The sequence below is a fragment of the Variovorax pasteuri genome (assembly GCF_051216435.1).
Taxonomy (GTDB): domain Bacteria; phylum Pseudomonadota; class Gammaproteobacteria; order Burkholderiales; family Burkholderiaceae_C; genus Variovorax.
Genome location: NZ_JBPJZS010000002.1, coordinates 376,154 through 403,145, shown reverse-complemented (window position 1 = coordinate 403,145; position 26,992 = coordinate 376,154). Strand labels below are relative to the sequence as shown.

Below are 26,992 nucleotides of genomic sequence, written 5' to 3'. Positions count from 1 at the left end.
CCACAGCCCTAAAAGGAGAGACAAGCATGTCGGCAAATCCAGAGAACCTGTTCGGCTCGGCCGCGAACGACGCGGACGCCCAGGAGACCCGTGAATGGATGGATGCACTGTCCTCCGTCATCCAGAGCGAAGGCCCCGAGCGGGCCCACTTCCTTCTCGAGCAACTGCTCGAACATGCTCGGCAGAACAGCGTCGACCTGCCGTTCTCTGCCAACACCGGCTACGTGAACACCATCGAGCCCGGCGTGGAAGCCCGCAGCCCCGGCAACCTCGAGATCGAACAGCGCCTGCGCGCCTACATGCGCTGGAACGCAATGGCGATGGTGGTCAAGGCCAACCGCCACCACCCGGCCGAAGGCGGCGACCTGGGCGGCCACATCGGCTCCTTTGCATCGCTGGCGAGCATGTTCGGCGCCGGCTTCAACCATTTCTGGCACGCCGAGAGCGAAAACCACGGCGGCGACCTGCTGTATATCCAGGGCCACGTGTCGCCTGGCATCTACGCCCGTGCCTATCTCGAGGGCCGCCTTTCCGAAGAGCAGCTGCTCAACTTCCGCCAGGAAGTGGACGGCAAGGGCCTGTCGAGCTACCCGCATCCCAAGCTGATGCCGGAGTTCTGGCAGTTCCCCACGGTGTCGATGGGCCTGGGGCCGCTCATGGCCATCTACCAGGCGCGCTTTCTCAAGTACCTGCACGCACGCGGCATCGCCAATACCGAGAACCGCAAGGTGTGGGTGTTCTGCGGCGACGGCGAAATGGACGAAGTCGAATCGCTGGGCGCCATCGGCCTGGCGGCGCGCGAGAACCTCGACAACCTGGTCTTCGTCATCAACTGCAACCTGCAGCGCCTGGACGGCCCGGTGCGCGGCAACGGCAAGATCATCCAGGAACTCGAAGGCGAATTCCGCGGCGCCAACTGGAACGTCATCAAGCTGATCTGGGGCAAGGGCTGGGACGCGCTGCTCGCGAAGGACCATGACGGCGCGCTGCGCAAGATCATGATGGAGTGCAACGACGGCGACTACCAGTCGTTCAAGGCCAACGACGGTGCCTACGTGCGCAAGAACTTCTTCGGCCGCGATCCGCGCACGCTGAAGATGGTCGAGCACATGACCGACGACGAGGTGTGGAGCCTGCAGCGCGGCGGCCACGATTCGCAGAAGGTGTATGCCGCCTTCCACGCCGCCCACAACCACAAGGGCCAGCCCACGGTGCTGCTCGTGAAGACCGTCAAGGGCTTCGGCATGGGCAAGATCGGCGAGGGCAAGAACAACGTCCACCAGACCAAGAAGCTCAGCGACGAGGACATCATGGCCTTTCGCGACCGCTTCAACATCCCGATTCCGGACAGCAAGATCGCCGAGCTGCCGTTCTACAAGCCGGCCGACGACACGCCGGAAATGAAATACCTGCACGAGCGCCGCAAGGCCCTCGGCGGCTACCTGCCGCACCGCCGCACCAAGGCCGACGAGGCGTTCACCGTGCCGTCGCTGGACATCTTCAAGTCGGTGATGGAGCCCACGGCCGAGGGCCGCGAAATCTCGACCACGCAGGCCTACGTGCGCTTCCTGACGCAACTGCTGCGCGACAAGGCCCTGGGCCCGCGCGTGGTGCCTATCCTGGTGGATGAAGCCCGCACCTTCGGCATGGAAGGGTTGTTCCGCCAGATCGGCATCTACAACCCGCATGGCCAGCAGTACACCCCGGTCGACAAGGACCAGGTCATGTACTACAAGGAAGACAAGGCCGGTCAGATCCTGCAGGAAGGCATCAACGAGGCCGGCGGCATGTCGAGCTGGATCGCGGCCGCCACCTCGTACAGCACGAACAACCGCATCATGGTGCCGTTCTACGTGTACTACTCGATGTTCGGCTTCCAGCGCATCGGCGACCTCGCCTGGGCGGCCGGCGACATGCAGGCCCGCGGTTTCCTGCTGGGCGGCACCTCGGGGCGCACCACGCTCAACGGCGAAGGCCTGCAGCACGAAGACGGTCACAGCCACATCCTGGCCAACACCATCCCGAACTGCGTGAGCTACGACCCGACCTTCGCGCACGAAGTGGGCGTCATCCTGCACCATGGCCTGAAGCGCATGGTCGAGAAGCAGGACAACGTCTACTACTACATCACGCTGCTCAACGAGAACTACCCGATGCCTGGCCTGCAGCCCGGCACCGAAGAGCAGATCATCAAGGGCATGTACCTGGCGAAGCAAGGCCCCGCACTGAAGGCCAAGGCGCCGACCGTGCAACTGCTGGGCAGCGGCACCATCCTGCGCGAAAGCTTCGCTGCGCAGGAGCTGCTCGAGAAGGAGTGGGGCGTGTCGGCTTCGGTGTGGAGCTGCCCGAGCTTCAACGAGCTCACGCGCGACGGCCAGGACGCCGACCGCTGGAACCTGCTGCACCCCGACCAGTCGCCGCGCGTGCCCTTCGTGGCCGAGCAGCTCGCAGCTTCGAGCGGCCCGGTGGTGGCATCGACCGACTACATGAAGGCCTACGCCGAGCAGATCCGTCCGTTCATCCCGAAGGGCCGTACCTACAAGGTGCTGGGCACCGACGGCTTCGGCCGCAGCGACTTCCGCAACAAGCTGCGCGAGCACTTCGAGATCAACCGCCACTACATCGTGGTGGCAGCGCTCAAGGCGCTGAGCGAAGACGGCACCGTGCCGGTGGCCAAGGTGGTGGAAGCGATCAAGAAGTACGGCATCAATGTCGACAAGGTCAACCCGCTCTACGCTTGAACATCAACAACCAACGAACGAACGGCGCCTTACGGCGGGAGACAACGATATGGCAGCAGTGGAAGTAAAGGTGCCGGACATCGGCGATTTCGATGAAGTCGCGGTGATCGAGGTGCTCGTGAAGGTGGGTGACACGGTCAAGGCCGAGCAGTCGCTCATCACGGTGGAATCGGACAAGGCCTCGATGGAGATTCCCTCGTCGACGGCCGGTGTCGTCAAGGAAATCAAGGTCGAGGTCGGCGGCAAGGTCAAGGAGGGCTCGGTGGTGCTCGTGCTCGAGGCGGAAGATGCAGGTGCTGCTGCAGCGCCCGCTGCCGCACCTGCCCCTGCAGCGGCTCCTGCAGCCGCCGCGCCCGCACCGGCCGCAGCTGCGCCTGCGCCGGCTGCGGCGCCTGCCGCCTCGGGCCCGATCGAGATCAAGGTGCCCGACATCGGCGACTTCAAGGACGTCGCCGTCGTCGAACTGCTTGTGAAGGTCGGCGACACGGTCAAGGCCGAGCAGTCGCTGATCACGGTGGAATCGGACAAGGCCTCGATGGAAATCCCGTCGTCGGGCGCCGGTGTGCTCAAGGAACTCAAGGTCAAGGTGGGTGACACCGTCAACATCGGCGACCTGATTGCCGTGCTCGAAGGTGCCGCCAGCGCTGCGGCACCCGCGCCCGCACAGGCTGCGGCGGCCGCACCGGCTGCCGCAACTGCCAGTGCCCCGGCACCTGCCGCCGCTTCGCCGGCACCCGCCGCGAGCCCGGTTGCCGCTGCCGCCCCGCACGACCCGACCACGACGCCGAGCGGCAAGCTGCCGCATGCCTCGCCGTCGGTGCGCAAGTTCGCCCGCGAACTCGGCGTGCCGCTCGACGAGGTCAAGGGTTCCGGCCCGAAGGGCCGCATCACGCAGGACGACGTCCAGAGCTTCACCAAGGCCGTGATGAGCGGCCAGGCCAGCACCAAGGCTTCCGCCGCCAAGGCATCGGCCGGTGGTGGCGGCGATGGCGCCGCGCTGGGCCTCATTCCCTGGCCCAAGGTCGACTTCACGAAGTTCGGCACGGTCGAGCGCAAGGACCTCTCGCGCATCAAGAAGCTCAGCGGAGCGAACCTGCACCGCAACTGGGTGATGATTCCGCACGTCACCAACAACGACGAAGCCGACATCACCGAGCTCGAGGCCTTCCGCGTCTCCACCAACAAGGAGAACGAGAAATCGGGCGTGAAGGTCACGATGCTCGCCTTCGTCATCAAGGCGGTGGTTTCGGCGCTGAAGAAATTCCCCGAGTTCAACACCAGCCTGGACGGCGACCAGCTCGTCTACAAGCAGTACTACAACATCGGCTTCGCGGCCGACACGCCCAACGGGCTCGTGGTGCCGGTGCTGAAGGATGCCGACAAGAAGGGCATCCTGCAGATCAGCCAGGAGATGGGCGAACTCGCCAAGAAGGCGCGCGACGGCAAGCTCGGCTCGGGCGACATGCAGGGCGGCTGCTTCTCGATCAGCTCGCTCGGCGGCATCGGCGGCACGCACTTCACGCCCATCATCAACGCCCCCGAAGTGGCCATCCTCGGCCTCTCCAAGGGCCAGATGAAGCCGGTGTGGGACGGCAAGCAGTTCGTGCCGCGCCTTACGCTGCCGATGTCGCTGTCGTACGACCACCGCGTGATCGACGGCGCTCTGGCTGCGCGTTTCAACGCCTACCTGGGCCAGGTCCTCGCGGACTACCGTCGAATCCTCCTATGACCACCGTAGTGGCCGTCCGCAAAGGCGGCCAGGTCACGATGGCAGCCGATTCTCTGGTGACCTTCGGCGACACGCGGCTCTCGCACCGCGCCGAAGCGAACCAGAAGATCTTCACCGTCGAGGACGCGGCGGGCCAAAGCCTGTTCGCCGTGGCCGGCGCCGCCGCGCACTTCCTGGTGCTGCAGCATGCGCTGGCCGCGCAACCGCGCGAGCAGTTGCTGTTCGGCAGCAAGCACGAGATCTTTCGCACCTTCACGCGCTTGCATGCGGTGCTGAAAGACTCGTTCTTCATGCAGACCAAGGAAGACGAGCACGAGCCCTACGAGTCGAGCCAGTTCACGATGCTGATGGCCAACCAGAGCGGCATCTACGGCATCTACAGCTACCGCGAGGTGTTCGAGTTCAAGGAGTTCTGGGCCATCGGCTCGGGACGCAGCTTTGCGCTCGGCGCCATGCACGCGGCCTATGACATCAAGTCGCGCTCGTCGCGCGACGTGGCGGAGGCAGGCATTGCCGCCGCCTGCGAATTCGATCGCAATTCGGCCCCACCGGTCGACGTTCTCACACTCAAACTGAAAGTGTCCAAATGAGCGAACAACAAATCAAGGTGCCCGACATCGGCGACTTCGACGAAGTCGCGGTGATCGAGGTGCTCGTTAATGTCGGCGACACGGTCAAGGCCGAGCAGTCGCTGATCACGGTCGAGTCGGACAAGGCCTCGATGGAAATTCCGTCCTCCGCCGCCGGCGTGGTGAAGGCCATTGCGGTGAAGGTGGGCGACAAGGTCAAGCAGGGCTCGGTCGTGCTGACGCTGGAGGTGGACGGTGCCGCCGCAGCCGCGCCTGCGCCCGCTGCCCCCGCGCCTGCACCGGCCGCAGCAGCGCCCGCGTCCAAGGCTGCTGCGCCAGCACCGGCGCCGTCCGCCGCACCCGTGGCCTCCACCTACGGCGGCAAGGTCGATGTCGAGTGCGACGTGGTCGTGATCGGTGCCGGCCCCGGCGGCTACTCGGCCGCCTTCCGCGCGGCCGACCTGGGCCTGAAGGTCGTGCTGATCGAGCGCTACGCCACCCTGGGCGGCGTGTGCCTGAACGTCGGCTGCATCCCGTCGAAGGCGCTGCTGCACGTGGCCTCCGTCATGGACGAGGTGAAGCATTTCGCCGACCTCGGCGTGAGCTTCGCCGCGCCCACGGTCGATCGCGCCAAGCTGCTCGGCCACAAGAACAAGGTGGTGGGCAAGCTCACCGGCGGCCTCACGGCCATGGCCAAGATGCGCAAGGTGACGGTGCTGCGCGGCGTGGGCAACTTCATCGACCCGTACCACCTGGAAGTCGAGGAAAGCACCGGCACCAGCTGGGACACGAACGGCAAGAAGCAGACCGTGAAGTTCCGCAACGCCATCATCGCGGCCGGTTCGCAGGCCGTGAGCCTGCCCTTCATGCCGAAAGACCCGCGCGTGGTCGACTCGACCGGCGCGCTGGAGATGGGCACCGACCCCAAGCGCATGCTGATCCTGGGCGGCGGCATCATCGGTCTCGAAATGGGCACGGTGTATTCGACGCTGGGCGCGCGCCTGGATGTGGTCGAGATGCTCGACGGCCTGATGCAGGGCGCCGACCGCGACCTGGTGAAGGTCTGGCAGAAGATGAACGCGCCGCGCTTCGACAACATCATGTTGAAGACCAAGACGGTGGGCGCCGAAGCCACGAAGGAGGGCATCAAGGTCACCTTCGAGGGCGAGAACGCGCCCAAGGAACCCCAGGTGTACGACCTGGTGCTGCAGGCCGTGGGCCGCAGCCCCAACGGCAAGAAGATCGGCGCCGAGAAGGCCGGCGTGACGGTGAGCGACCGCGGCTTCATTCCGGTCGACATCCAGATGCGCACCAACGTGCCGCACATCTTCGCCATCGGCGACATCGTGGGCCAGCCCATGCTGGCGCACAAGGCGGTTCACGAGGCCCACGTGGCGGCCGAAGTGATTGCCGGTGAACAGAAGGGCGACAAGGAGCTGTCCAGCGCCGCCTTCAACGCCCGCGTGATCCCCAGCGTGGCCTACACCGACCCCGAGGTGGCGTGGGTGGGCCTCACGGAAGACCAGGCCAAGGCCGAAGGCATCAAGGTCAAGAAGGGCCACTTCCCGTGGACCGCGTCGGGCCGTGCCATTGCCAACGGGCGCGACGAGGGCTTCACCAAGCTGCTGTTCGATGCGGAGACGCACCGGATCCTGGGCGGCGGCATTGTCGGCACGCATGCGGGCGACATGATCGGCGAGATCGCGCTGGCCATCGAGATGGGCGCGGACGAGATCGACATCGGCAAGACCATCCACCCGCATCCGACGCTGGGCGAAAGCATTGGCATGGCGGCGGAAGTGGCGCACGGCACCTGCACGGACCTGCCGCCGGCGAAGAAGAGCTGATTTCCTTTGGGGGCGCTGACCGGGCGCCCATAAAAAAATCCCGCTGCGGCGGGATTTTTTTCGTCCGGGATCCGGCGGGATCCGGAAGGCTCAGTCGCCGGTGCGGGCCAGGGCTGCGGCCTTCACTTCGTCTGCCGGGCCGCCGAGCACGCGGCGGGCGCCGTCGAAGCGGCGTTGCCAGTAGCTGCCGTTCATGTCTTCCACACGAACCTGGGCGCCGGAGCGGGGGGAGTGAATGAACTTGCCTTCGCCGACGTAGATGCCGACATGGCTGAATGCGCGACGCATGGTGTTGAAGAACACGAGGTCGCCGGGCTTGAGCTGGCTGGCGTCGATCTTCTCGGTGGCGGCGGCTTGCTCTTCGGCGCGGCGGGGGAGCATGTGGCCGACTGTCTGGTTGTACATGGCGCGAACGAAGCCGCTGCAGTCGAAGCCCGATTCGGCGGTGTTGCCACCGCGGCGGTACGGAACGCCGAGGAAACCGATGGCCGTGACGACCAGGTCGGACGTGCGCTCCGTGACAGTCTGGCGAACCTGCTTGAGTTGCCCGATCAGGCCCTTGTCGGCCAGCATTCGTGCCAGCTCGTCGTCGGTTTTATCCTGTTGAGGGGCTGCATGGACAGCGACGGCAAAGAGGAGAGACGCGGGTAGGACGAAAAAACGCATGGCGCGTAGGATATTGATGACGCGCGGTTATGTCAATTTAAAAAGAATGAGCGAAGAGTTATGTAAGTCATTGATTTACATTGAATTTTTCGCTGCGGCCCAAGAAAAAATGTAACGGCGAACGTTTATTGACCATAAGTGGTTGACCGCCAGTGGACCTTCTCGCCGCAGGTGGATTCGGCCTCTGCCTGGATCGAGTGGCTATCTTTCGTCAAGATCGCATCAACTCCCAGGAAAAGTCATGAACTTTCGAATCAAACCGTTTTTTCGCCTCTCAGGCGCCTTGGCGGTGCTCCTGGGAACCGGTTTCTGCAGCATCGCCTGGGCGCAGCCGGCACCGGAGACCGTTGCGGCCGGTCTGCAAAATCCGTGGGGCGTCACCTTTCTGCCAGGTGGCCGCTTCATGGTCACCGAGAAACCGGGCCGCCTGCGTCTGATCGCAGCGGATGGCAAAGTGGGCGCGCCCGTCACCGGCCTGCCGCGCATCGCCGCCAGTGGGCAGGGCGGCTTGCTCGACGTGCTGGCCGACTCGGGCTTCGAAAAGAACCGCACGCTGTACTTCTGCTTCTCCGAGCCGGCTGCCAGCGGCGCGGCCAACAGCACCGCGCTGGCACGCGCCGACCTCTCGGCCGACGGCACCAAGCTCGAAGCGCTGAAAGTCATCTTCAGCCAGCAACCCAAGGTGGCGAGCAGCGCGCACTTCGGCTGCCGCATCGTCGAGGCGCGCGACGGCACGCTGTTCCTCACGCTGGGCGACCGCTTCAGCCGCAAGGAAGACGCCCAGAAGCTCGACAACCACCTGGGCAAGGTCGTGCGCATCGCCAAGGACGGCACCGTGCCCAAGGACAACCCCTTCGTCGGCAAGACGGGTGCGCTGCCCGAGATCTGGAGCTACGGCCACCGCAACGGGCAGGGCGCCACGCTCGCACCCGATGGCCGCTTCTGGATGACGGAGCACGGCCCGCAGGGCGGCGACGAAATCAACATGCCGCAGGCCGGGCGCAACTACGGCTGGCCGGTGATCACCTACGGCGAGAACTACGGCGGCGGCAAGATCGGCGACGGCATCACGGCCAGGGACGGCATGGAGCAGCCGCTGCACTATTGGGTGCCGTCGATTGCACCGTCCGGCATGGCGTTCCTGACCAGCAGCCGCTACGGCGCCGCCTGGAAGGGCAACCTGTTCGTCGGCTCGCTCAAGTTCGGCTACCTCGACCGCATCGAACTCAAGGACGGCAAGGTGGTGGCCGAGCACAAGCTGCTGGCCGACGGCCGGGCCCGCATCCGAGATGTGAAGCAGGGCCCGGACGGCCTGCTCTATGTGCTCACCGACGAAGCCGACGGCAAGCTGCTGCGCCTGAAGCCGAACTGAGCCGCAGCCGTCCGCGCTTCAACCGGGGCAGCCCGGCAGCGGCAAGGTCGGCAGCATGCGCTGCCACAGGCGCGTCCACTGCGGCCAGTCATGGCCGCCTTCGGTGGTGAAGACGCGCTCCGGCGGCAAGGCCGCGGCCAGCAGGCGGTGGCTGAAGACGAAGCGGTCGTCCTCGCCGTAGCCCAGATAGAGCGGCGGGCGCGCGCCTGCGGTCTGCGTGTAGCCTGCATAGCCGCGCAGCCATTGCCACAGCTGGGTTTCGCTGGGCGTGCGCGGGTTGGCGGCCGACGCGTCGACCAGCGGGCCGTTCCACTTCGCAAGGCCGCCTGCGTTGGCGATGTCCGTGACCAGCGCGCGTTCCCCCAGGTAAGGCGCGAGCGTCACCAGGCCGGCCAGCTCGCCGGGGTGCGTCTGCGCATAGAGCAGGCTGCCGAAGCCGCCCAGCGAAATGCCGACGAACCAGATGTGCCGGTAGCCCTGGCTGCGCGCCGGTGCGACCACGTCCGTGTTCAGGCGTTCGAGGATGGTCTTGTTGTTGTAGTAGCCGATGTGCGCATCGACCCGCATCACGTCCGCGGCGATGCGGTTGTCGCGCACGGCGCGCACGAAGCCTTCGCGCTCGAACTCGTCGGGTGTCGAGTACAGGCCGGGGAGCATCACCAGCAGCGTGTCGGCATTGCGCGTGCAACTGCTCTTGTCGAGCGAGGTCGCCAGCGGCACGGTCGCTTCGCGCATGCCGCCGCACGCCGCGACCAGGAGCGCCGCGCCCAGGCCCAGTGCCGCCAGGCACAACCGTTTTGAGAAGAGTTTCATGCGCGCCAGTCTAGGTGCGCAACGATGTTGGCAGGTCGACCATGACCGGTTGCCCCGGTGTCGTGCAGCCCGTGTCGCAGCACTTGCCCGGCTGGCGGTTGCGGGTGATGGCGCGGCCGGGGTCGTGCGGCGCGGCGGCGGGCGAGCCGTCGGCGGCGATGCCGCGCTCGAGGATGCGCTCGACCAGTTCCACCTTCGAGCCGACGGGATAGTTGCGCCAGATCTCCTGCTTCATGGCCGCCGGCGAGCCGCCGCCGTGCAGGCTGATCACGCTGTACCAGCCGCCCTGGTAGCCGGCCGTGAGGTCTTCGATGAAGCGGGCGGTCTCGATGCGCTGTTCGTACGGAATGGCGGGGTTGGCGCGCAGCACGTCGGACAGGCGGGCGGCGGTCTCGGGGTTGTGGTCTTCGTCCGGGCCGGGCAGGGTGACGATCAGGCCGCCGCTCACGTAGTGCGCGATGCGGTGCATGTCGTAGATCCTGGTGGCCAGCAGCAGCTTGCCGATGTTGCTGAACACCGGGTCGGGCATGAACACCTCGCAGTGTTCGTCGGCCTTGCCGTACACGCTGGCCGCCACGCCGCAGGCGAAGAAGCTCTCGGTGATGGTGATGAGCTCGACCATCTGCTCGCGCAGGTGGCTCTCCTTGCCCGGGTCGAAGCCATTGGCCTCGCACATCAGCGCACCGGCGCCGATCAGCAGGTCGCCGAAACCCGCGCGGGCGCCGACGCAGCTGTGGCGGTGATGGGTGGCGTAGCTGTAGGTCAGGTGGCCCGAATGCTCCCATTCACCGGCGTAGAACACCCGGTCCCACGGCACGAAGACCTTGTCGAACATGCACACGCCGGTGCTCTGGCCGTATTTGCGGCTGAACAAGGCGTCACCGTGCTCGAGCTTCTCTCCGGGCCGCCCCGCCGGCCGCGCCACGATCGTGAGGCCCGGCGCATCGAGCGGCACGGCGCAGCACACGGCGAAGTCGGCGTCTTCGCGGCCCATGTTGCGGCAGGGCATGACCAGCAGTTCGTGCACATAGGGCGCGCCGGTCACGATGGCCTTGGTGCCCGAGATGACGATGCCGCGCGCGTTGCGCTCGACCACGTGCAGGTAGCTGTCGACGTTGGCCTGCTCGTGCGGCCGGCGGCTGCGATCGCCCTTGGCGTCGGTCATGGCCACGCCCAGCGTCAGGTCCTGGTCCTGCACGCGGTGCAGGTACTCGTGGAAGCGGGCGGTGTGCTCGGTGCTGCCGCGCGCGTCGTCGATGCGCGCTGATACCTGCGCGATGGCGTTGAGCGCGTCGTGCGTCAGGTAGCGCTGGGCGCATCCGGTTTCCTGGCAGACCAGCCGCACGGCTTCAAGCTTGTTGAGCAGGTCGCCCGAGCCGGTGTTGATGTGGGACAGCCGGTTGACCCGCTTGCCGCTCGTGTGCTGCACGGCGGTCATCAGCGTCTCGTACTGCGGCTTGAGCGCGTGGTCGTAAGTGAGGGCGATGGCATTGATGCCGGGCTGGAACGAGGGCTCGTCGGCCACGCAGTCGACGCGGCGGCCGTCCACGAACACCGTGGGGCGGTAGCGGCGCAGCGATTCGCGGTAGTCGGCGCCGGACATGAGGGCGGCGGCGGGAAGCGGGGCATTCATCGTGTGTCTCCGGAGTCCGTGTTTTGATCATGAATTTGAACACTGTTCAATTTTTCGATCAATGCTCAAAAAAACCGAAGGGCGCTGGGTCGCGGGGCTATAGTCCCGCCGATGCAAGCCAAGCTCCAGCGCCGACAGGCGCTCACCGACGTCCGCCGCGCGCTCGTGCTCGACGCCGCCCGCGCCGTGTTCCTGGACGCCGGCATCGAAGGCGCGAGCGTGCGCGAAATTGCCCGCAAGGCCGGCTACACGCCGGGCGCGATCTACTCGTACTTCGAGAGCAAGGAAGCGATCTACGCGGCCCTGCTCGACGAATCCATCCAGCGGCTGCAAACCGCGGTGGCCGACGCGCCGCAGACCGAGGGCCGCCCCGACCTGACGCTCGCCGCCAAGGCCCAGGCCTGGTTCGACTTCTACGCGGCGAACCCGCGCGAGCTCGACCTCGGCTTCTATCTGGTCCAGGGCATGCGGCCGCGCGGGCTGACCAGCGAACTCGACCACGAACTGAACGACCATCTGCATCAGGCGCTGCGCCCCTGCGAAGACGCGCTGCGGGCGATGGGGCTGGCGGCCGACGTCGCCTTGCAGGAAAACACCTCGCTGTTCGCGCACGGTGTCGGCCTGCTGCTGATGCAGCACACGGGCCGCATCCGCATGTTCAGGCAGTCGGCCGACGCGCTGTTCAAGACCTATGTGGCGCAACTCGTCGAGCGCATCGGCGGCGCTGCGGGCGCAGGCGGTGTTTTCGGTGGTACGGTTTAGCCCCATCCCAATTCCCCCCAAGAAAGAACCTGTTCATGCTGCTCGACGCTTCGCAATCCCAACTCGTGCTGATCGACTACCAGGCGCGGCTGATGCCTGCTGTCTTCGAGAACGAGGCCGTTGCGAAGAATGCGGTGCGCCTCGGCAAGCTGGCGCAACTGGTCGAGGTGCCGGTGTGGGGCACCGAGCAGAACCCGTCCAAGCTGGGCGAGAACCTGCCGGACATCCGCGCGCTGTGCAGGAAAACGCTGGCCAAGATGCATTTCAGCGGCGTGGAAGAGGGGCTCGGCGAATGGCTGCGCGCACCGGCCAAGGCCGCGCCGCAGGGCAATGCCCGCAGCCTGCCCAAGCATCTGCAGAAGCCCCAGGCCGCGGCAGAAGAGCGCAACACCATCGTGATCGCCGGTTGCGAAGCCCATGTCTGCCTGCTGCAGACGGCGCTCGACCTGCTGGAGGACGAGTTCGATGTCTGGGTCGTCACCGACGCCTGCAGCTCGCGCACCGAGCGCAACCGCGACGCCGCCTTCGACCGGCTGGCCGGTGCCGGCGCCGAGCTGGTGACCACCGAGATGGTCGGTTTTGAATGGCTGCGCACCGCCGAACACCCGGCATTCCATGAGCTGCAGGCGCTGATCCGCTGAGCCGAAGGCGGCGGGGCGGAGGGCGGAACCCGGTTGTACCGGCCGTCAGCTTGCTGCAAGATCGGTCTCCATAATTATGAATTCAGTTTTGGCGGTGTCCGCCAAGGCAGAACGAATAACAGGAGACAAGTCCAGATGAGCCGCTACGAAGAATTCCATCGACAGTCCGTCGACGCGCCCGAGGCCTTCTGGGCCGAGCAGGCGAAGCTGATCGACTGGCATGCGCCCGCGCAACAGATCCTCGACGCCAGCAACCCGCCGTTCGCGCGCTGGTTCGTGGGCGGCACGACCAACCTGTGCCACAACGCGGTCGACCGGCATCTGTCGACGCGGGGCGACCAGCCCGCGCTGATCTTCGTTTCGACCGAGACCGGCGTCGAGAAGAGCTACAGCTTCACCGAGCTGCATGCCGAGGTGCAGCGCACCGCGGCCAGCCTCATCGAGCTGGGCGTGGGCAAGGGCGACCGCGTGCTCATCTACATGCCGATGATTCCCGAGGCCGCCTTCGCCATGCTGGCCTGTGCGCGCATCGGCGCGGTGCATTGCGTGGTGTTCGGCGGTTTCGCCAGCGGCTCGCTGGCCACGCGCATCGAGGATGCCGAACCCAAGGTGATCGTGAGCGCCGACGCGGGCTCGCGCGGCGGCAAGGTCATTGCGTACAAGCCGCTGCTCGACGAGGCGATCCGGCTGTCCACGCACAAGCCCTCGGCGGTGCTGCTCGCCGACCGCGGCCTGGCTGCTATGAGTTTGGTAGCAGGACGCGACCATCTGGCGAGCGTCATGCGGCAAAAACACATGAATTCCGAGGTGCCGTGCACCTGGCTGGCGTCGACCGACATCAGCTACACCATCTACACCAGCGGCACCACCGGCAAGCCCAAGGGCGTGCAGCGCGACGTGGGCGGCTACGCCGTGGCGCTGGCCGCGAGCATGAAGCACATCTTCGACGGCCGGCCCGGCGAAACCTATTTCTCCACCAGCGACATCGGCTGGGTGGTGGGCCACAGCTACATCGTCTACGGCCCGCTGATCGCGGGCATGGCGACGATCATGTACGAGGGCCTGCCCACGCAGGGCATCGACCGGCAGCCGGACGGCGGCATCTGGTGGCGCCTGGTCGAGAAATACAAGGTGACGGTGATGTTCAGCGCGCCCACGGCGGTGCGCGTGCTCAAGAAACAAGATCCGGGGCTGCTGAAGAAGTACGACCTGTCGAGCCTGCGCGCGCTGTTCCTGGCAGGAGAGCCGCTCGACGAGCCCACCGCGCGCTGGATCAGCGAGGGCCTGGGCGTGCCGATCATCGACAACTACTGGCAGACCGAATCGGGCTGGCCGATGATCACCATCGCCAACGGCGTCGAGCCCAGGCCCAGCAAGTTCGGCAGCCCGGGCGTGCCGATGTACGGCTACCGCATCAAGATCCTGCATGAGTCGACCGGCGAGGAGCTGACCGGCGCCAACGAGAAGGGCGTGGTCGTGGTCGAAGGCCCGACGCCGCCCGGCTTCATGCAGACGGTGTGGAAGGACGACGCGCGCTTCATCAATACCTACTGGAAAAGTGTGCCCGGCAAGATGGTCTATTCGACCTTTGACTGGGGAATTCGCGATGCGGACGGCTATTTCTACATCCTGGGCCGCACCGACGACGTGATCAACGTGGCGGGCCACCGCCTGGGCACGCGCGAGATCGAGGAGAGCATCTCGGGCCATGCCAACGTGGCCGAAGTGGCGGTGGTCGGGGTGGCCGATGCGCTGAAGGGGCAGGTGGCGATGGCCTTCGTCGTCGCCAAGGACGGCCGGGCCGTGACCGATGCGCAGGTGGCGCTCAAGCTCGAAGGCGAGATCATGAAACGGGTGGCCGACCAGCTCGGCGCTCTGGCGCGGCCGGCGCGCGTGCGCTTCGTCACCGGCCTGCCCAAGACCCGCAGCGGCAAGCTGCTGCGCCGCGCCATCCAGGCCGTGTGCGAGCAGCGCGACCCCGGTGACCTGACCACCATCGACGACCCCGCGACGCTGCAGCAGATCAAAGAGTTACTTTCTTCTCCCTGAGTTAGCCCGCAAGGGGGTTGCAGGTCTCTCGCGGGGCGTCATATGGTTGACGTGGCACAATGCCAAGGTACTCAGGCCCTTCCCCAGCCACAGTCGCATCCGCCAATCGGTTCAGCCGTGTCGCGGAAGGTTTCTTAACCAGCTAGTGCTTCCTTCAGGGAAGCGAAGGTCAGCGGATCATGAGCGATTCCTCCTCTACGCCCTCGGCGTACAGTGCCTATCAAGGCAACACCTACCTCTTCGGCGGCAATGCGCCCTATGTCGAAGAGATGTACGAAAACTACCTCGCCAACCCCGGCAGCGTGCCCGACAACTGGCGTTCCTATTTCGACGCCCTGCAGCACGTTCCCGCCGCCGACGGCAGCAACTCCCGCGACGTTCCGCACCTGCCGGTCATCAACGCCTTCGCCGAACGCGCGAAGCAGGGCACGACCAAGGTCGTGGTGGCCAGCGGCGCCGACTCCGAGCTCGGCCGCAAGCGCACCGCCGTCCAGCAGCTGATTGCCGCCTACCGCAACGTCGGCGCCCGCTGGGCCGACCTCGACCCGCTCAAGCGCGCCGAGCGTCCGTCCATTCCGGAGCTCGAACCCTCGTTCTACGGCTTCACCGATGCCGACCTCGAGACGGTGTTCAACACCAGCAACACCTTCTTCGGCAAGGACACCATGTCCCTGCGCGACCTGCTGAACGCGTTGCGCGAAACGTACTGCGGCACCATGGGTGCCGAGTACATGTACACCACCGACCACACGCACAAGCGCTGGTGGCAGCAGCGCCTTGAAAGCGCCCGCACGAACCCGAAGCTCAGCGCCGAGCAGAAGAAGCACGTCCTCAGCCGCCTGACCGCGGCCGAAGGCCTTGAGCGCTTCCTGCACACCAAGTACGTCGGCCAGAAGCGCTTCTCGCTCGAAGGCGGCGAGAGCTTCATCGTCTCGATGGACGAGCTGATCAACCAGGCCGGCGTCAAGGGCGTGCAGGAAATCGTGATCGGCATGGCCCACCGCGGCCGCCTGAACGTGCTGGTCAACTCGCTCGGCAAGATGCCGGCCGACCTGTTCGCCGAGTTCGACCACACCGCCCCCGAAGAGCTGCCCAGCGGCGACGTCAAGTACCACCAGGGCTTCAGCTCGGACGTGACCACCCCCGGCGGCCCGGTGCACCTGAGCCTTGCGTTCAACCCCTCGCACCTTGAAATCGTCAACCCCGTGGTCGAAGGCTCGGTGCGTGCCCGCATGGACCGCCGCGGCGACCCGCTGGGCAAGCAGGTGCTGCCCGTGATCGTGCACGGCGACGCGGCCTTCGCAGGCCAGGGCGTCGTGATGGAAACGCTGGCACTGGCCGAGACCCGTGGCTACTCCACCGGCGGCACGGTGCACATCGTCATCAACAACCAGATCGGCTTCACCACCAGCGATCCGCGCGACAGCCGCTCGACGCTGTATTGCACCGACATCGTCAAGATGGTCGACGCACCGGTGCTGCACGTGAACGGCGACGACCCCGAAGCCGTGGTGCTCGCCACGCAGCTCGCCCTGGACTTCCGCATGGAGTTCCAGAAGGACGTGGTCGTGGACATCATCTGCTTCCGCAAGCTGGGCCACAACGAGCAGGACACCCCTTCGCTCACCCAGCCGCTCATGTACAAGAAGATCGCCCAGCATCCCGGCACGCGCAAGCTGTACGCCGACAAGCTGGCTGCACAGGGCCTGGGCGACACGCTCGGCGACGACATGGTCAAGGCGCAGCGCGCCGCCTTCGACGAAGGCAAGAACACAGTCGACCCCGTGCTCACCAACTTCAAGAGCAAGTACGCCGTCGACTGGAGCCCGTACCTCAACAAGAAGTGGACCGACGCCGGCGACACCGCCATTCCGTCCTCCGAGTGGAAGCGCCTGGCCGAGAAGATCACCGCCGTGCCGCAAGGCTTCACGGTGCACCCGCTCGTGAAGAAGGTGCTGGACGACCGCGCCGCCATGGGCCGCGGCGACGTCAACGTCGACTGGGGCATGGGCGAGCACATGGCCTTCGCCTCGCTGGTGGCCAGCGGCTACCCGGTTCGCCTGTCGGGCGAAGACTCGGGCCGCGGCACGTTCACGCACCGCCACGCCGTGCTGCACGACCAGAACCGCGAGAAGTTCGACACCGGCACCTACACGCCGCTGCAGAACGTGGCCGACAACCAAGCACCGTTCGTCGTGATCGACTCGATCCTGTCCGAAGAAGCCGTGCTCGCGTTCGAATACGGCTACGCCTCGAACGACCCGAACACCCTCGTGATCTGGGAAGCCCAGTTCGGCGACTTCGTGAACGGCGCGCAGGTGGTGATCGACCAGTTCATCGCCTCGGGCGAAGTGAAGTGGGGCCGCGTCAACGGCCTGACCATGATGCTGCCGCACGGCTACGAAGGCCAGGGCCCCGAGCACAGCTCGGCGCGCCTGGAGCGCTTCATGCAGCTGAGCGCGGACACCAACATGCAGGTGGTGCAGCCCACCACGGCCAGCCAGATCTTCCACGTGCTGCGCCGCCAGATGGTGCGCAACCTGAGGAAGCCGTTGGTCATCCTCACGCCCAAGTCGCTGCTGCGCAACAAGGACGCGACCTCGCCGCTGGCCGAGTTCACCAAGGGCAGCTTCCAGACCGTCATTCCGGACAGCAAGGGGCTGAAGGCCGAGAAGGTCAAGCGCCTGGTCGCCTGCTCGGGCAAGGTCTACTACGACCTGGCCAAGAAGCGCGAAGAGCAGGGCACCGACGACGTGGCGATCATCCGCGTCGAGCAGCTCTATCCGTTCCCGCACAAGGCGTTTGCCGCGGAAATCAAGAAGTACCCCAACCTCGTGGACGTGGTGTGGTGCCAGGACGAGCCGCAGAACCAGGGCGCCTGGTTCTTCGTGCAGCACTACATCCACGAAAACATGCAGGACGGCCAGAAGCTCGGCTACTCCGGCCGTGCCGCCTCGGCATCGCCGGCGGTGGGCTACTCGCACCTGCACCAGGAACAGCAGAAGGCGCTCGTGGATGGCGCGTTCGGCAAGCTCAAGGGCTTCGTGCTGACCAAGTAAAACCCGTTCCCTTTCACACGAACACCCTCAAGAACAAAACGGAGCTCTCTCCAAATGTCTATCGTAGAAGTCAAAGTTCCCCAGCTTTCCGAATCCGTGGCCGAAGCCACCATGCTCACCTGGAAGAAGAAGGCCGGCGATGCCATCGCCGTCGATGAAATCCTGATCGAGATCGAGACCGACAAGGTCGTGCTGGAAGTGCCCGCGCCCTCGGCCGGCGTGCTCGCTGAAATCGTGCAGCCCGATGGCGCCACCGTGGTGGCCGAGCAGGTGATTGCCCGCATCGACACCGAAGGCAAGGCATCGGCCGCCGCACCGGCAGCCGCTGCAGCGCCTGCCGCCGCAGCGCCGGCACCGGCCGCGGCCGCTGCTGTCGCCACCGGCGGTTCGAAGGCCGACGTGGCCATGCCCGCTGCCGCCAAGCTGCTGGCCGACAACAACCTGAAGACCGGTGACGTGTCCGGTACCGGCAAGGACGGCCGCGTCACCAAGGGCGACGTGCTCGGCGCAGTTGCGTCGGGTGCCAAGCCCGCTGCCGCCGCCATCCCCGCGCCGGCCGCCAAGCCCGCCCTGCAACAGGTGAGCGCACCCACCGGCGCGCCCGACCTGGGCGAGCGGCCCGAACAGCGCGTGCCGATGAGCCGCCTGCGCGCCCGCATCGCCGAGCGCCTGCTGCAATCGCAGTCGACCAACGCCATCCTGACCACGTTCAACGAAGTGAACATGGCGCCCGTCATGGACCTGCGCAAGCGCTTCCAGGACAGCTTCACCAAGGAACACGGCGTGAAGCTCGGCTTCATGTCCTTCTTCGTGAAGGCCGCCGTGCACGCACTGAAGAAGTACCCGGTGATCAACGCCTCGGTCGACGGCAACGACATCCTGTATCACGGCTACTTCGACATCGGCATCGCGGTCGGTTCGCCGCGCGGCCTGGTGGTGCCCATCCTGCGCAACGCCGACCAGATGAGCTTTGCCGACATCGAGAAGAAGATCGCCGAGTTCGGCAAGAAGGCGCAAGACGGCAAGCTGGGCATCGAAGACATGACCGGCGGCACGTTCTCCATCTCGAATGGCGGCACCTTCGGCTCGATGCTCTCGACCCCGATCATCAACCCGCCCCAGTCGGCCATCCTGGGCGTGCACGCCACCAAGGACCGCGCCGTGGTGGAAAACGGCCAGATCGTGATCCGTCCGATGAACTACCTGGCCATGAGCTACGACCACCGCATCATCGACGGCCGCGAAGCCGTGCTGGGCCTGGTCGCCATGAAGGAAGCGCTGGAAGATCCGTCGCGCCTGCTGTTCGACATCTGAGCGCACGATGCGTCGTTCCGCCCTGGGCTTGATGTGCGCGCTGAGCTTCGGTCCCCTCGGGGCCGCGGCGGCAGCGCCGCAGCAGGACCCGTGGACCGGCGCCTACCGCCTGGAGTGGCTCGAGGGCACACGGGCGGCCAAGGAGGGCGCGCAGGGGTCCGACGTGACCATCCGGCGCGCACCCGACGCCGACCCCGCCTCGCTCGTCAAGAAGTACCAGTCGGATCTTGTCCGCTGGACCCTGGCGGACCCTGCGAACGCCCGCGAGAGCACCACGTTGCGCCGCTTCCTGGCGCGTGAATACGAAGGCTGGGGCTGGGCGGGCCTGCATGGCGACGGCCGCATCGAGTGCCTCGATGCGAGCCACATCTTCGTCTGCAAGACCGCGCCCGGCACCACCATCACCTTCGGCCCCGAAGGACCGAAACGCGAAACGCTGACTGCCCAAACCGGTGTGTTTGGCATCGTCCTCCATGCGGGCGCGTTCCAACTCAAGAAACTGGAAAAAGAATGACCAAGCAATTCGACGTCGTCGTCATCGGCGGCGGCCCCGGCGGCTACATCGCCGCCATCCGCGCCGCTCAACTCGGCTTCAACGTGGCCTGCATCGACGAGTGGAAGAACGCCAAGGGCGGTCCCGCGCTCGGCGGCACCTGCACCAACGTCGGGTGCATCCCGTCCAAGGCGCTGCTGCAGTCGTCCGAGCACTTCGAGCATGCGGGCCACGGCTTTGCGGACCACGGCATCAACGTGTCGGGCCTGTCGCTCGACATCGGAAAGATGCTGGCCCGCAAGGACCAGGTCGTGAAGCAGAACAACGACGGCATCACCTACCTGTTCAAGAAGAACAAGATCGCGTCCTTCCACGGCCGCGGCTCGTTCGTGAAGGCCGCCGAAGGCGGCTACGAGATCAAGGTGGCTGGCGCCGCTGAAGAAACCATCGTCGGCAAGCACATCATCCTGGCCACGGGCTCCAATGCCCGTGCGCTGCCCGGTGCGCCATTCGACGAGGAAAACATCCTCTCCAACGACGGCGCGCTGCGCATGGGCGGCGTGCCCAAGAAGCTGGCGCTGATCGGCTCAGGCGTCATCGGCCTCGAAATGGGTTCTGTGTGGCGCCGGCTCGGCTCGGAAGTCACGGTGCTCGAAGCGCTGCCGACCTTCCTGGGCGCGGTGGACGAACAGATCGCCAAGGAAGCCAAGAAGGCCTTCGACAAGCAGGGCCTGAAGATCGAGCTCGGCGTGAAGGTCGGCGAGATCAAGTCCGGCAAGAAGGGCGTGTCCATCGCCTGGACCAACGCCAAGGGCGAAGCCCAGGTGCTGGACGTCGACAAGCTGATCGTGTCGATCGGCCGCGTGCCCAACACCATCGGCCTGAACCCCGAGGCCGTGGGCCTCGCGCTCGACGAGCGCGGTGCCATCAACGTCGACGGCGACTGCAAGACCAACCTGCCGAACGTCTGGGCGATCGGCGACGTGGTGCGCGGCCCGATGCTGGCGCACAAGGCCGAGGAAGAGGGCGTTGCCGTGGCCGAGCGCATTGCCGGCCAGCACGGGCACGTCAACTTCAACACCGTGCCCTGGGTCATCTACACGCACCCGGAAATCGCATGGGTCGGCCAGACCGAGCAGCAGCTCAAGGCCGAAGGCCGCGCCTACAAGGCCGGCACCTTCCCGTTCCTGGCGAACGGTCGCGCACGCGCGCTGGGCGACACGACCGGCATGGTGAAGTTCCTGGCCGACGCCACGACCGACGAGATCCTGGGCGTGCACATGGTGGGCCCGCAGGTCAGCGAGCTGATCTCCGAAGCCGTGGTGGCGATGGAGTTCAAGGCCAGCGCCGAAGACATCGCACGCATCTGCCACGCGCACCCGTCGCTGTCGGAAGCCACGAAGGAAGCGGCACTCGCCGTGGACAAGCGCACGCTGAACTTCTGATCTGCCGTTTCTCTTGACCAGCGTCAAACAGGCCTATGAGGCGGAGCTCGCCACGCGCGGGTTCCAGAGCGATCCCGCGCAGATGCGCGCCGTGGAGGCGCTGGATCGCTGCGCCAACGAATGGGCCGAGTACAAGGCCCAGCGTTCGAACGCGCTGAAGAAGTTCATCAACCGGCCGGAGCTTCCGCGCGGCGTCTACATGTACGGCGGCGTCGGGCGGGGCAAGAGCTTCCTGATGGACCTCTTCTTCAACGCCGTGCCGCTGCGGCGCAAGACGCGCCTGCACTTTCACGAGTTCATGCGCGAAGTGCACCGTGAACTGCGCGAACTGCAGGGCACGGTCAATCCGCTGGACGAACTGGGCCTGCGCATTTCCAAGCGCTACAAGCTGATCTGCTTCGATGAGTTCCATGTGGCGGACATCACCGACGCGATGATTCTTCATCGGCTGCTGGTGTCGTTGTTCGAGAACGGCGTGGGTTTCGTCACCACCTCGAACTTCAAGCCCGACGACCTGTATCCGGATGGGTTGCACCGCGACCGCATCCTGCCCGCCATTGCGCTTCTGAACGAGAAGCTCGAGGTGCTGAGCGTGGACAACGGCACCGACTACCGGCGCCGCACGCTCGAGCAAATGCGCATGTACATCACGCCCAACGATGCGGCGGCCGACAAGGAAATGCGCAAGGCCTTCGACAAGCTGGCCGAGACGGCCGACGAGAGCCCGATCCTGCACATCGAGCAGCGCGAGATCCGCGCGCGGCGCAAGGCAGGCGGCGTGGTGTGGTTCGATTTCAAGACGCTGTGCGGTGGCCCGCGTTCGCAGAACGACTATCTGGAAATCGCCAGCCAGTTCCACACGGTGATGCTGTCCGACGTGCCGCACATGCCGGTGCGCATGGCCTCCGAGGCACGCCGCTTCACCTGGCTGATCGACGTCTTGTACGACCGGCGTTGCAAGCTCATCATGTCGGCAGAGGTTCCGCCCGATGCGTTGTATACCGAGGGGCCGCTGGCGCACGAGTTTCCGCGCACGGTCTCCCGGCTCACTGAAATGCAGTCGAGCGAGTTTCTTGCCCTGGAACGCCGCATCGTCGACACCCGACTCACATGAAAAAAATCGTCCTTGCCCTGCTCATGACATTGGCCAGCCTGCCGCTGTGGGCGCAGTCCAACGCCGCGGCGGGCAACGCCGACCTCGAGGCCGAGAAGAGCAGGCTGTCGACGGAGCGCGAGGCCATCGAGAGGCGCTTCGTGCAGGAGCGGGCTGTCTGCTACAAGAAGTTCGCGGTGGAAGACTGCCTGCGCGAGAGCCGTGAACGGCGCCGCAAGGAAACCGACAACATCAAGCGCCAGGAAACCGCGATCAACGACATCCAGCGCCAGCGCAGCGGCGCGGCCGAACTGCAGAAGCTCGACCAGAAGGCCGGCCAGCAGCGCGCGCAGGACACGCCCGAGAAGCAGCAGCAGTCGACCCAGAACCAGAAGGACCGCGAGCAGCGCGCGGCCGACCACGCCACCAGCCGGGCCGCGACGGCGGCAGAGGGCGCGGAGCGTGAACGCCAGCTCGAGTCCAAGCTGAAGGCCCATGCCGACGAGCAGGCCAAGGCGGCCCAGCGCCGCAGCGATTCGCCAGCCGCCGTGCAGCGCTATCAAGACAAGCAGAAACGCGCCGAGGAGCATCGGGCCAGCCGCGAGCGCCAGAACGCCGACCGCAGCAAGCCACGCGGTGCGCCGCTGCCGACGCCCGCGGCTTCATCGCCGGCGCCCTGAGTTCCAGGGGCGGGCGAGCGAGCGATCAGCCGCTCAGGCGGCGGCCGGAAGCGGTTCGAGTTTCAGCACTGCGATCGAGAGGTTGTCACCGGTGCCGCGAGCCCGGCGCCGCGCCTCGCCCACCAGGATCTCGGCCGCGTCGCGCGGTGGATGCGCGTACAGCACGCTCGCCAGCTCTTCGGGGGTGAAGTAGTGCCAGAGGCCGTCGCTGCACGCCATCAGCAGGTCGCCGGGCGCCAGTTTCGGGATGTAGTACGGATCGACCGGCGGCGGTGTGGTCGTCATGCCCAGGCACCCGAGCAAAATGTTGCCCTGCGGATGGATGTTGGCTTCGGCTTCGGTGATCTGGCCACGGTCGATCAGCACCTGCACGTAGGAATGGTCGCGCGTGCGCCTGATGAGCTCGCCGTCCTGGAAGTGATAGATGCGCGAATCGCCGGCATGGATCCAGGCGCAGTCGCCCTTGGGGTTCATGAGGAAGGCCGCCAGCGTGCTGTGCGGTTCCTGTTCGCTGGACACCGCCGTGAGCTTGATGACCGTGTGCGAGTCTTCCAGGATCTGCTTGAGCACGGCCTGCGGGTCGTCGCGGCCGGGCTGGTAGCGCGTGAAAAGCTGGCGTGCCGTCATCAGCACCTGGTCGGATGCCTTGCGGCCACCGCTGCGCCCGCCCATGCCGTCTGCCACCACGCCGAGCACGCAGCCCGGCACGCGCGGATGACTCATCACCAGCACCTGGTCTTGTTGGTACGGCCGGTCTCCCTTGTGGAGTCCGGTGGCCGCGGCAAGTCGAAAGCCTTGAGTCATGAGGCATATGCGCCTGAAGCGCGTGTTTCTGTCGTCGCTGGGGTTCGTGTCAGGACGTATTATCGAATGAACATGCGCCACGAAAATTCAGTGTGCGCGCCCCACCGTTGGACTCCAATCTTCACTCCCTTTCCCGTCAACTGATCGAACTGCGCATCGAGCATGCCGATCTCGACGCCTCCATCGACCGGTTGTCCGAGAGCTCGCCGCAAGACGAGCTGCTGCTGCGGCGCCTGAAAAAACGCCGGCTTGCGCTGCGTGACCAGGTCACGCGCCTGGAGAACGTGCTCGACCCGAAAGAGCCCGCGTGACCGGCGCGCTCGAAGACAAGGTGCGCGACGCCTTCGCGCAGGACGGCGTGCTGTCGCGTGCCGCCGAGCAGTTCCGCGAACGCTCGGGCCAGACCGAGATGGCCATCGCCGTGGCCCGCACCATCGAAGAGGGCGGCGTGCTGGTGGTCGAGGCGGGCACGGGGGTGGGCAAGACCTTCTCCTACCTCGTGCCGGCCTTGCTGAGCGGCGAGCGGGTGCTGCTCTCGACCGCCACCAAGACCCTGCAGGACCAGCTGTTCGGCCGGGACCTGCCGCGCCTTGTCGAGGCCTTCGGGCTGCCGGTGCGCACGGCGCTGCTCAAGGGGCGGGGCAGCTATTTGTGCCTGCACCGGCTGGACATGGCGCGCCACGACGCATCGCTGCCGGAGCGCGGCAGCCTGCGCACGCTGGCCAAGATCGAGCAATGGTCCAAGGCCACGCGCACGGGCGACCTGGCCGAGCTGCCGGGCCTGGACGAGCGCTCGCCGCTCATTCCGCTGATCACGTCCACGCGCGAGAACTGCCTGGGCGCGCAGTGCCCGCAGTTCAAGCCCTGCCACGTCAACCTGGCGCGGCGCGAGGCGCTGGCGGCGGACATCGTGGTCATCAACCACCACCTGTTCTTTGCAGATCTCGCCGTGCGCGAGACAGGCATGGCGGAGCTGCTGCCGACCGTGAGCGTGGTGGTGTTCGACGAGGCGCACCAGCTCAACGAAACCGGCGTGCAGTTCCTCGGCGCGCAACTCGGCAGCGGCCAGGCGGTCGACTTCGCGCGCGACATGCTCGGCGCGGGGCTGCAGCACGCGCGCGGGCTGGTCGACTGGCAGCAGCTGGCCGCCGGCGTCGAACGCGCGGCGCGCGAGCTGCGCCTGGTGGTCGGCAAGCAATGGCCCGGGGCCAAGCTGCGCTGGCTGGGAGCGTCGCCGGAGGGAGTCGATCCTGATGCATGGCAGCGCGCACTCGACGACCTGCAGCATTCGTTCGAAACGGCGGCCGAAGGGCTTGCCACCGTCAGCGAAATTTCGCCCGACTTCGTGCGGCTGCACGAGCGAACCCGCCAGCTCGCCAAACGGGCCGCGCGCTTTGCGCTGCCTTGCGAAGTCGACTCGGTGCGCTGGGTCGACGTGGGCTCGCAGTTGCGGCTGATCGAGTCGCCGCTCGACATCGCCGAGGCGATGCGCAAGCGGGTGCTCAAGATCGTCGACGACCACGCCGACGCGGAGGGTGACGATGACGACGACGGTCTCGATGCCTACGGCGAACGTCAGGCGGGCGAGACACCGGGGCAGGGAAGCGGGGCAGGCCAGGCAAACGGCGGCCGCGCCTGGGTCTTCACCTCCGCCACATTGGGCGACGAGCCTACCTTGCGCTGGTTCACGGAACCCTGCGGCCTGCAGGACGCGCAGGTGCTGCGCGTGCACAGCCCCTTCGACTACGCCTCGCAGGCTGCGCTCTACGTGCCACGCGCCTTTCCGAAACCCAACGACCCCTCGCACAGCCAGCGGGTCGCGCAACTGGCCGCGCACGGCGCCACCGAACTCGGCGGGCGCACGCTGGTGCTGACCACCACGCTGCGTGCCTTGCGCACCATCGGCGACGCCATGAAGCAGCAGTTCGAGCTGCTCGATGCCGCACTGCGGCCCGAGGTGCTGGTGCAGGGCGAGTTGCCCAAGCGCGTGCTGATGGATCGCTTCCGCGAAGGCGCGAGTGCCGGGCGCGCAGGCTGCGTGCTGGTGGCGTCGGCGTCTTTCTGGGAGGGTTTCGATGCGCCGGGCGATGCGCTGCAGCTGGTGGTGATCGACAAGCTGCCGTTCCCGCCGCCGAATGATCCGCTGGTCGAGGCGCGCTCGCAGCGACTTGAGGCGCAGGGCCGCAGCTCGTTCGCCGACTATTCGTTGCCCGAAGCGGCGGTTGCACTCAAGCAGGGGGCAGGGCGGTTGATTCGGCGTGAAACCGACAGCGGCGTGCTGGCGATATGCGACACGCGCCTGGTCGCAATGGGCTACGGCCGCCGGTTGCTGGCGGCGCTGCCGCCGATGCGGCGGCTGGACAGCGAATCAGACTTCAACGCCGCGATCGACGCGCTCAAGAACTGAGCAGAGCGCGCCGCAGTACGCGCTTTGCTGTTACCAGACCTTCCACCAAGGGTCGTCCTTGCCCTTGAACCCGTTCGCAAGGTAGGTGCTTTGCGGGTAGTTGGTGGTCAGCACGCGCTGTGCGTCGTCGCGCAGGTCCTTCATGCCGAGGGCGTCGTACGACTTGACCATGATGAACAGGGCTTCTTCGAGCGCCGGCACTTCGCGGTAGTCGGCCAGCGCGATCTGCGCGCGGTTGATGGCCGCCAGGTAGGCGCCGCGCGAGTAGTAGTAGCGCGCCACGTGAACCTCGTACTGCGCGAGCGAGTTCACGATGTAGTTCATGCGCTGGCGCGCGTCGGGCGCATAGCGCGAATCGGGGAAGCGCGTGACGAGGTCCTTGAAGGACTCGAACGATTCCTTGGCGGCCTTCTGGTCGCGCTCGGACAGGTCCTGGCGCGTGAGAAAGGCGAACATGCCCAGGTCGTCGTTGAAGTTGATCACGCCCTTGAGGTACAGCGCGTAGTCGAGCGCCGGGCTCGCCGGGTGCAACTTCATGAAGCGGTCGATGGTCGAAATGGCGGCAGCCTTTTCACCCGACTTGTACTGGGCGTAGGCCTTTTCGAGCTGGGCCTGCTGCGCGAGCGGCGTGCCGGCGGCGCGGCCTTCCAGCTTCTCGTAGAGCGGCACGGCCTTGTCGTAGGCACCCGAGCCGGCTTCCTCCTTGGCTTCGGAGTAGATGCGGTTGGGGCTCCAGTTGGCGGTCTTGTCGACGGAGGTCGACGAGCAGCCAGCTGCCAGCAGAGCCGCCGCGCTGAGCGCGATCCAGGTGGGGACCGATAATTTGGCGCGAAACATCACATACGGCTTTCGTGAAACAGTTACCCTCAATTATA

The 26,992-nt window shown here is 66.2% G+C and carries 21 protein-coding genes; 16 read left to right on the top strand and 5 right to left on the bottom strand.

Annotated elements, in window-relative coordinates:
* The first annotated feature begins 26 nt into the window (after positions 1 to 26).
* From aceE to lpdA (ACSFBM_RS08995), 4 genes are read left to right on the top strand one after another with little or no spacing between them, the layout of a single operon-like run.
* Positions 27 to 2,741: a pyruvate dehydrogenase (acetyl-transferring), homodimeric type gene (gene aceE, locus ACSFBM_RS09010; RefSeq protein ID WP_435484044.1), complete on the top strand. Its 2,715-nt coding sequence runs from the start codon at positions 27 to 29 to the stop codon at positions 2,739 to 2,741.
* Positions 2,742 to 2,790: 49 nt separating this feature from the next.
* On the top strand, positions 2,791 to 4,470 hold the full coding sequence (gene aceF / locus ACSFBM_RS09005) for a dihydrolipoyllysine-residue acetyltransferase (protein ID WP_435484043.1): 1,680 nt from the start codon (positions 2,791 to 2,793) through the stop codon (positions 4,468 to 4,470).
* The gene (locus ACSFBM_RS09000) at positions 4,467 to 5,060 is read left to right on the top strand and encodes an MFS transporter (protein ID WP_435484042.1); all 594 of its coding nucleotides are present in this window, start codon (positions 4,467 to 4,469) and stop codon (positions 5,058 to 5,060) included. Before aceF ends, ACSFBM_RS09000 begins: the two co-directional genes overlap by 4 nt.
* Positions 5,057 to 6,886 carry a dihydrolipoyl dehydrogenase gene (gene lpdA / locus ACSFBM_RS08995; RefSeq protein WP_435484041.1) on the top strand — a complete coding sequence of 610 codons (1,830 nt, stop codon included), beginning with the start codon at positions 5,057 to 5,059 and terminating at the stop codon, positions 6,884 to 6,886. Before ACSFBM_RS09000 ends, lpdA (ACSFBM_RS08995) begins: the two co-directional genes overlap by 4 nt.
* A gap of 90 nt (positions 6,887 to 6,976) precedes the next feature.
* Here the strand turns inward: lpdA (ACSFBM_RS08995) and ACSFBM_RS08990 are convergent, their stop codons facing one another.
* Positions 6,977 to 7,552, bottom strand: coding sequence for a C40 family peptidase (locus ACSFBM_RS08990; RefSeq protein WP_435438589.1), 576 nt, complete (start codon positions 7,550 to 7,552; stop codon positions 6,977 to 6,979).
* A gap of 241 nt (positions 7,553 to 7,793) precedes the next feature.
* On the opposite strand from ACSFBM_RS08990, the gene ACSFBM_RS08985 reads away from it, so the two are divergent.
* The gene (locus tag ACSFBM_RS08985; protein ID WP_435484040.1) at positions 7,794 to 8,924 is read left to right on the top strand and encodes a PQQ-dependent sugar dehydrogenase; all 1,131 of its coding nucleotides are present in this window, start codon (positions 7,794 to 7,796) and stop codon (positions 8,922 to 8,924) included.
* An 18-nt stretch (positions 8,925 to 8,942) separates the two neighbouring features.
* On the opposite strand, the gene ACSFBM_RS08980 is transcribed toward ACSFBM_RS08985, so the two are convergent.
* Positions 8,943 to 9,737, bottom strand: a complete 795-nt coding sequence (locus ACSFBM_RS08980; RefSeq protein ID WP_435484039.1) for an alpha/beta fold hydrolase — start codon at positions 9,735 to 9,737, stop codon at positions 8,943 to 8,945.
* A 10-nt stretch (positions 9,738 to 9,747) separates the two neighbouring features.
* Positions 9,748 to 11,370: a 4-hydroxyphenylacetate 3-hydroxylase family protein gene (locus tag ACSFBM_RS08975; protein ID WP_435484038.1), complete on the bottom strand. Its 1,623-nt coding sequence runs from the start codon at positions 11,368 to 11,370 to the stop codon at positions 9,748 to 9,750.
* 111 nt (positions 11,371 to 11,481) lie between these two features.
* Here ACSFBM_RS08975 and ACSFBM_RS08970 point away from each other — a divergent pair, with 111 nt between their 5' ends.
* The 9 genes from ACSFBM_RS08970 to ACSFBM_RS08930 all read left to right on the top strand — a co-directional run bounded on the left by ACSFBM_RS08970 (position 11,482) and on the right by ACSFBM_RS08930 (position 22,906).
* On the top strand, positions 11,482 to 12,132 hold the full coding sequence (locus tag ACSFBM_RS08970) for a TetR/AcrR family transcriptional regulator (protein WP_435484037.1): 651 nt from the start codon (positions 11,482 to 11,484) through the stop codon (positions 12,130 to 12,132).
* A 35-nt stretch (positions 12,133 to 12,167) separates the two neighbouring features.
* Positions 12,168 to 12,773, top strand: a complete 606-nt coding sequence (locus ACSFBM_RS08965) for an isochorismatase family protein (RefSeq protein WP_435484036.1) — start codon at positions 12,168 to 12,170, stop codon at positions 12,771 to 12,773.
* Between the two features lie 33 nt (positions 12,774 to 12,806).
* Positions 12,807 to 14,822 carry a propionate--CoA ligase gene (locus ACSFBM_RS08960; protein WP_435484035.1) on the top strand — a complete coding sequence of 672 codons (2,016 nt, stop codon included), beginning with the start codon at positions 12,807 to 12,809 and terminating at the stop codon, positions 14,820 to 14,822.
* Between the two features lie 179 nt (positions 14,823 to 15,001).
* Entirely contained in the window at positions 15,002 to 17,881 is a 2,880-nt protein-coding gene (locus tag ACSFBM_RS08955; RefSeq protein WP_435438596.1) for a 2-oxoglutarate dehydrogenase E1 component, read from the top strand.
* 54 nt (positions 17,882 to 17,935) lie between these two features.
* Positions 17,936 to 19,195, top strand: coding sequence for a 2-oxoglutarate dehydrogenase complex dihydrolipoyllysine-residue succinyltransferase (gene odhB, locus ACSFBM_RS08950; RefSeq protein WP_435438597.1), 1,260 nt, complete (start codon positions 17,936 to 17,938; stop codon positions 19,193 to 19,195).
* 7 nt (positions 19,196 to 19,202) lie between these two features.
* Complete coding sequence (locus ACSFBM_RS08945) at positions 19,203 to 19,709, top strand: hypothetical protein (RefSeq protein ID WP_435484034.1); 507 nt, start codon at positions 19,203 to 19,205, stop codon at positions 19,707 to 19,709.
* On the top strand, positions 19,706 to 21,133 hold the full coding sequence (gene lpdA, locus ACSFBM_RS08940; protein ID WP_435484033.1) for a dihydrolipoyl dehydrogenase: 1,428 nt from the start codon (positions 19,706 to 19,708) through the stop codon (positions 21,131 to 21,133). The genes ACSFBM_RS08945 and lpdA (ACSFBM_RS08940) overlap by 4 nt, the downstream gene beginning before the upstream one ends.
* A gap of 13 nt (positions 21,134 to 21,146) precedes the next feature.
* Complete coding sequence (zapE, locus tag ACSFBM_RS08935; protein ID WP_435484032.1) at positions 21,147 to 22,247, top strand: cell division protein ZapE; 1,101 nt, start codon at positions 21,147 to 21,149, stop codon at positions 22,245 to 22,247.
* Positions 22,244 to 22,906, top strand: coding sequence for a hypothetical protein (locus ACSFBM_RS08930; protein WP_435484031.1), 663 nt, complete (start codon positions 22,244 to 22,246; stop codon positions 22,904 to 22,906). The genes zapE and ACSFBM_RS08930 overlap by 4 nt, the downstream gene beginning before the upstream one ends.
* 33 nt (positions 22,907 to 22,939) lie before the next feature.
* Here the strand turns inward: ACSFBM_RS08930 and ACSFBM_RS08925 are convergent, their stop codons facing one another.
* Complete coding sequence (locus ACSFBM_RS08925; RefSeq protein ID WP_435438602.1) at positions 22,940 to 23,710, bottom strand: PP2C family protein-serine/threonine phosphatase; 771 nt, start codon at positions 23,708 to 23,710, stop codon at positions 22,940 to 22,942.
* 107 nt (positions 23,711 to 23,817) lie between these two features.
* Here ACSFBM_RS08925 and ACSFBM_RS08920 point away from each other — a divergent pair, with 107 nt between their 5' ends.
* Entirely contained in the window at positions 23,818 to 24,021 is a 204-nt protein-coding gene (locus ACSFBM_RS08920) for a YdcH family protein (RefSeq protein WP_435484030.1), read from the top strand.
* Complete coding sequence (locus tag ACSFBM_RS08915; protein WP_435484029.1) at positions 24,018 to 26,117, top strand: ATP-dependent DNA helicase; 2,100 nt, start codon at positions 24,018 to 24,020, stop codon at positions 26,115 to 26,117. Before ACSFBM_RS08920 ends, ACSFBM_RS08915 begins: the two co-directional genes overlap by 4 nt.
* Before the next feature lie 30 nt (positions 26,118 to 26,147).
* Here the strand turns inward: ACSFBM_RS08915 and ACSFBM_RS08910 are convergent, their stop codons facing one another.
* Positions 26,148 to 26,954: an outer membrane protein assembly factor BamD gene (locus tag ACSFBM_RS08910; protein WP_435438737.1), complete on the bottom strand. Its 807-nt coding sequence runs from the start codon at positions 26,952 to 26,954 to the stop codon at positions 26,148 to 26,150.
* Between the last annotated feature and the right edge of the window lie 38 nt (positions 26,955 to 26,992).

What these genes read in the sequence shown, in the direction of transcription:
- aceE (WP_435484044.1), top strand. Translation starts at nt 27, where the DNA reads ATGTCGGCAAATCCAGAGAACCTGTTCGGCTCGGCCGCGAACGACGCG.
- ACSFBM_RS08945 (WP_435484034.1), top strand. Translation starts at nt 19,203, where the DNA reads ATGCGTCGTTCCGCCCTGGGCTTGATGTGCGCGCTGAGCTTCGGTCCC.
- lpdA (WP_435484041.1), top strand. Translation starts at nt 5,057, where the DNA reads ATGAGCGAACAACAAATCAAGGTGCCCGACATCGGCGACTTCGACGAA.
- aceF (WP_435484043.1), top strand. Translation starts at nt 2,791, where the DNA reads ATGGCAGCAGTGGAAGTAAAGGTGCCGGACATCGGCGATTTCGATGAA.
- ACSFBM_RS08965 (WP_435484036.1), top strand. Translation starts at nt 12,168, where the DNA reads ATGCTGCTCGACGCTTCGCAATCCCAACTCGTGCTGATCGACTACCAG.
- ACSFBM_RS08980 (WP_435484039.1), bottom strand. Translation starts at nt 9,737, where the DNA reads ATGAAACTCTTCTCAAAACGGTTGTGCCTGGCGGCACTGGGCCTGGGC.
- ACSFBM_RS08910 (WP_435438737.1), bottom strand. Translation starts at nt 26,954, where the DNA reads ATGTTTCGCGCCAAATTATCGGTCCCCACCTGGATCGCGCTCAGCGCG.
- ACSFBM_RS08930 (WP_435484031.1), top strand. Translation starts at nt 22,244, where the DNA reads ATGAAAAAAATCGTCCTTGCCCTGCTCATGACATTGGCCAGCCTGCCG.
- ACSFBM_RS08955 (WP_435438596.1), top strand. Translation starts at nt 15,002, where the DNA reads ATGAGCGATTCCTCCTCTACGCCCTCGGCGTACAGTGCCTATCAAGGC.
- ACSFBM_RS08990 (WP_435438589.1), bottom strand. Translation starts at nt 7,552, where the DNA reads ATGCGTTTTTTCGTCCTACCCGCGTCTCTCCTCTTTGCCGTCGCTGTC.
- ACSFBM_RS09000 (WP_435484042.1), top strand. Translation starts at nt 4,467, where the DNA reads ATGACCACCGTAGTGGCCGTCCGCAAAGGCGGCCAGGTCACGATGGCA.
- odhB (WP_435438597.1), top strand. Translation starts at nt 17,936, where the DNA reads ATGTCTATCGTAGAAGTCAAAGTTCCCCAGCTTTCCGAATCCGTGGCC.
- ACSFBM_RS08970 (WP_435484037.1), top strand. Translation starts at nt 11,482, where the DNA reads ATGCAAGCCAAGCTCCAGCGCCGACAGGCGCTCACCGACGTCCGCCGC.
- ACSFBM_RS08975 (WP_435484038.1), bottom strand. Translation starts at nt 11,370, where the DNA reads ATGAATGCCCCGCTTCCCGCCGCCGCCCTCATGTCCGGCGCCGACTAC.
- ACSFBM_RS08925 (WP_435438602.1), bottom strand. Translation starts at nt 23,710, where the DNA reads ATGACTCAAGGCTTTCGACTTGCCGCGGCCACCGGACTCCACAAGGGA.
- ACSFBM_RS08985 (WP_435484040.1), top strand. Translation starts at nt 7,794, where the DNA reads ATGAACTTTCGAATCAAACCGTTTTTTCGCCTCTCAGGCGCCTTGGCG.
- lpdA (WP_435484033.1), top strand. Translation starts at nt 19,706, where the DNA reads ATGACCAAGCAATTCGACGTCGTCGTCATCGGCGGCGGCCCCGGCGGC.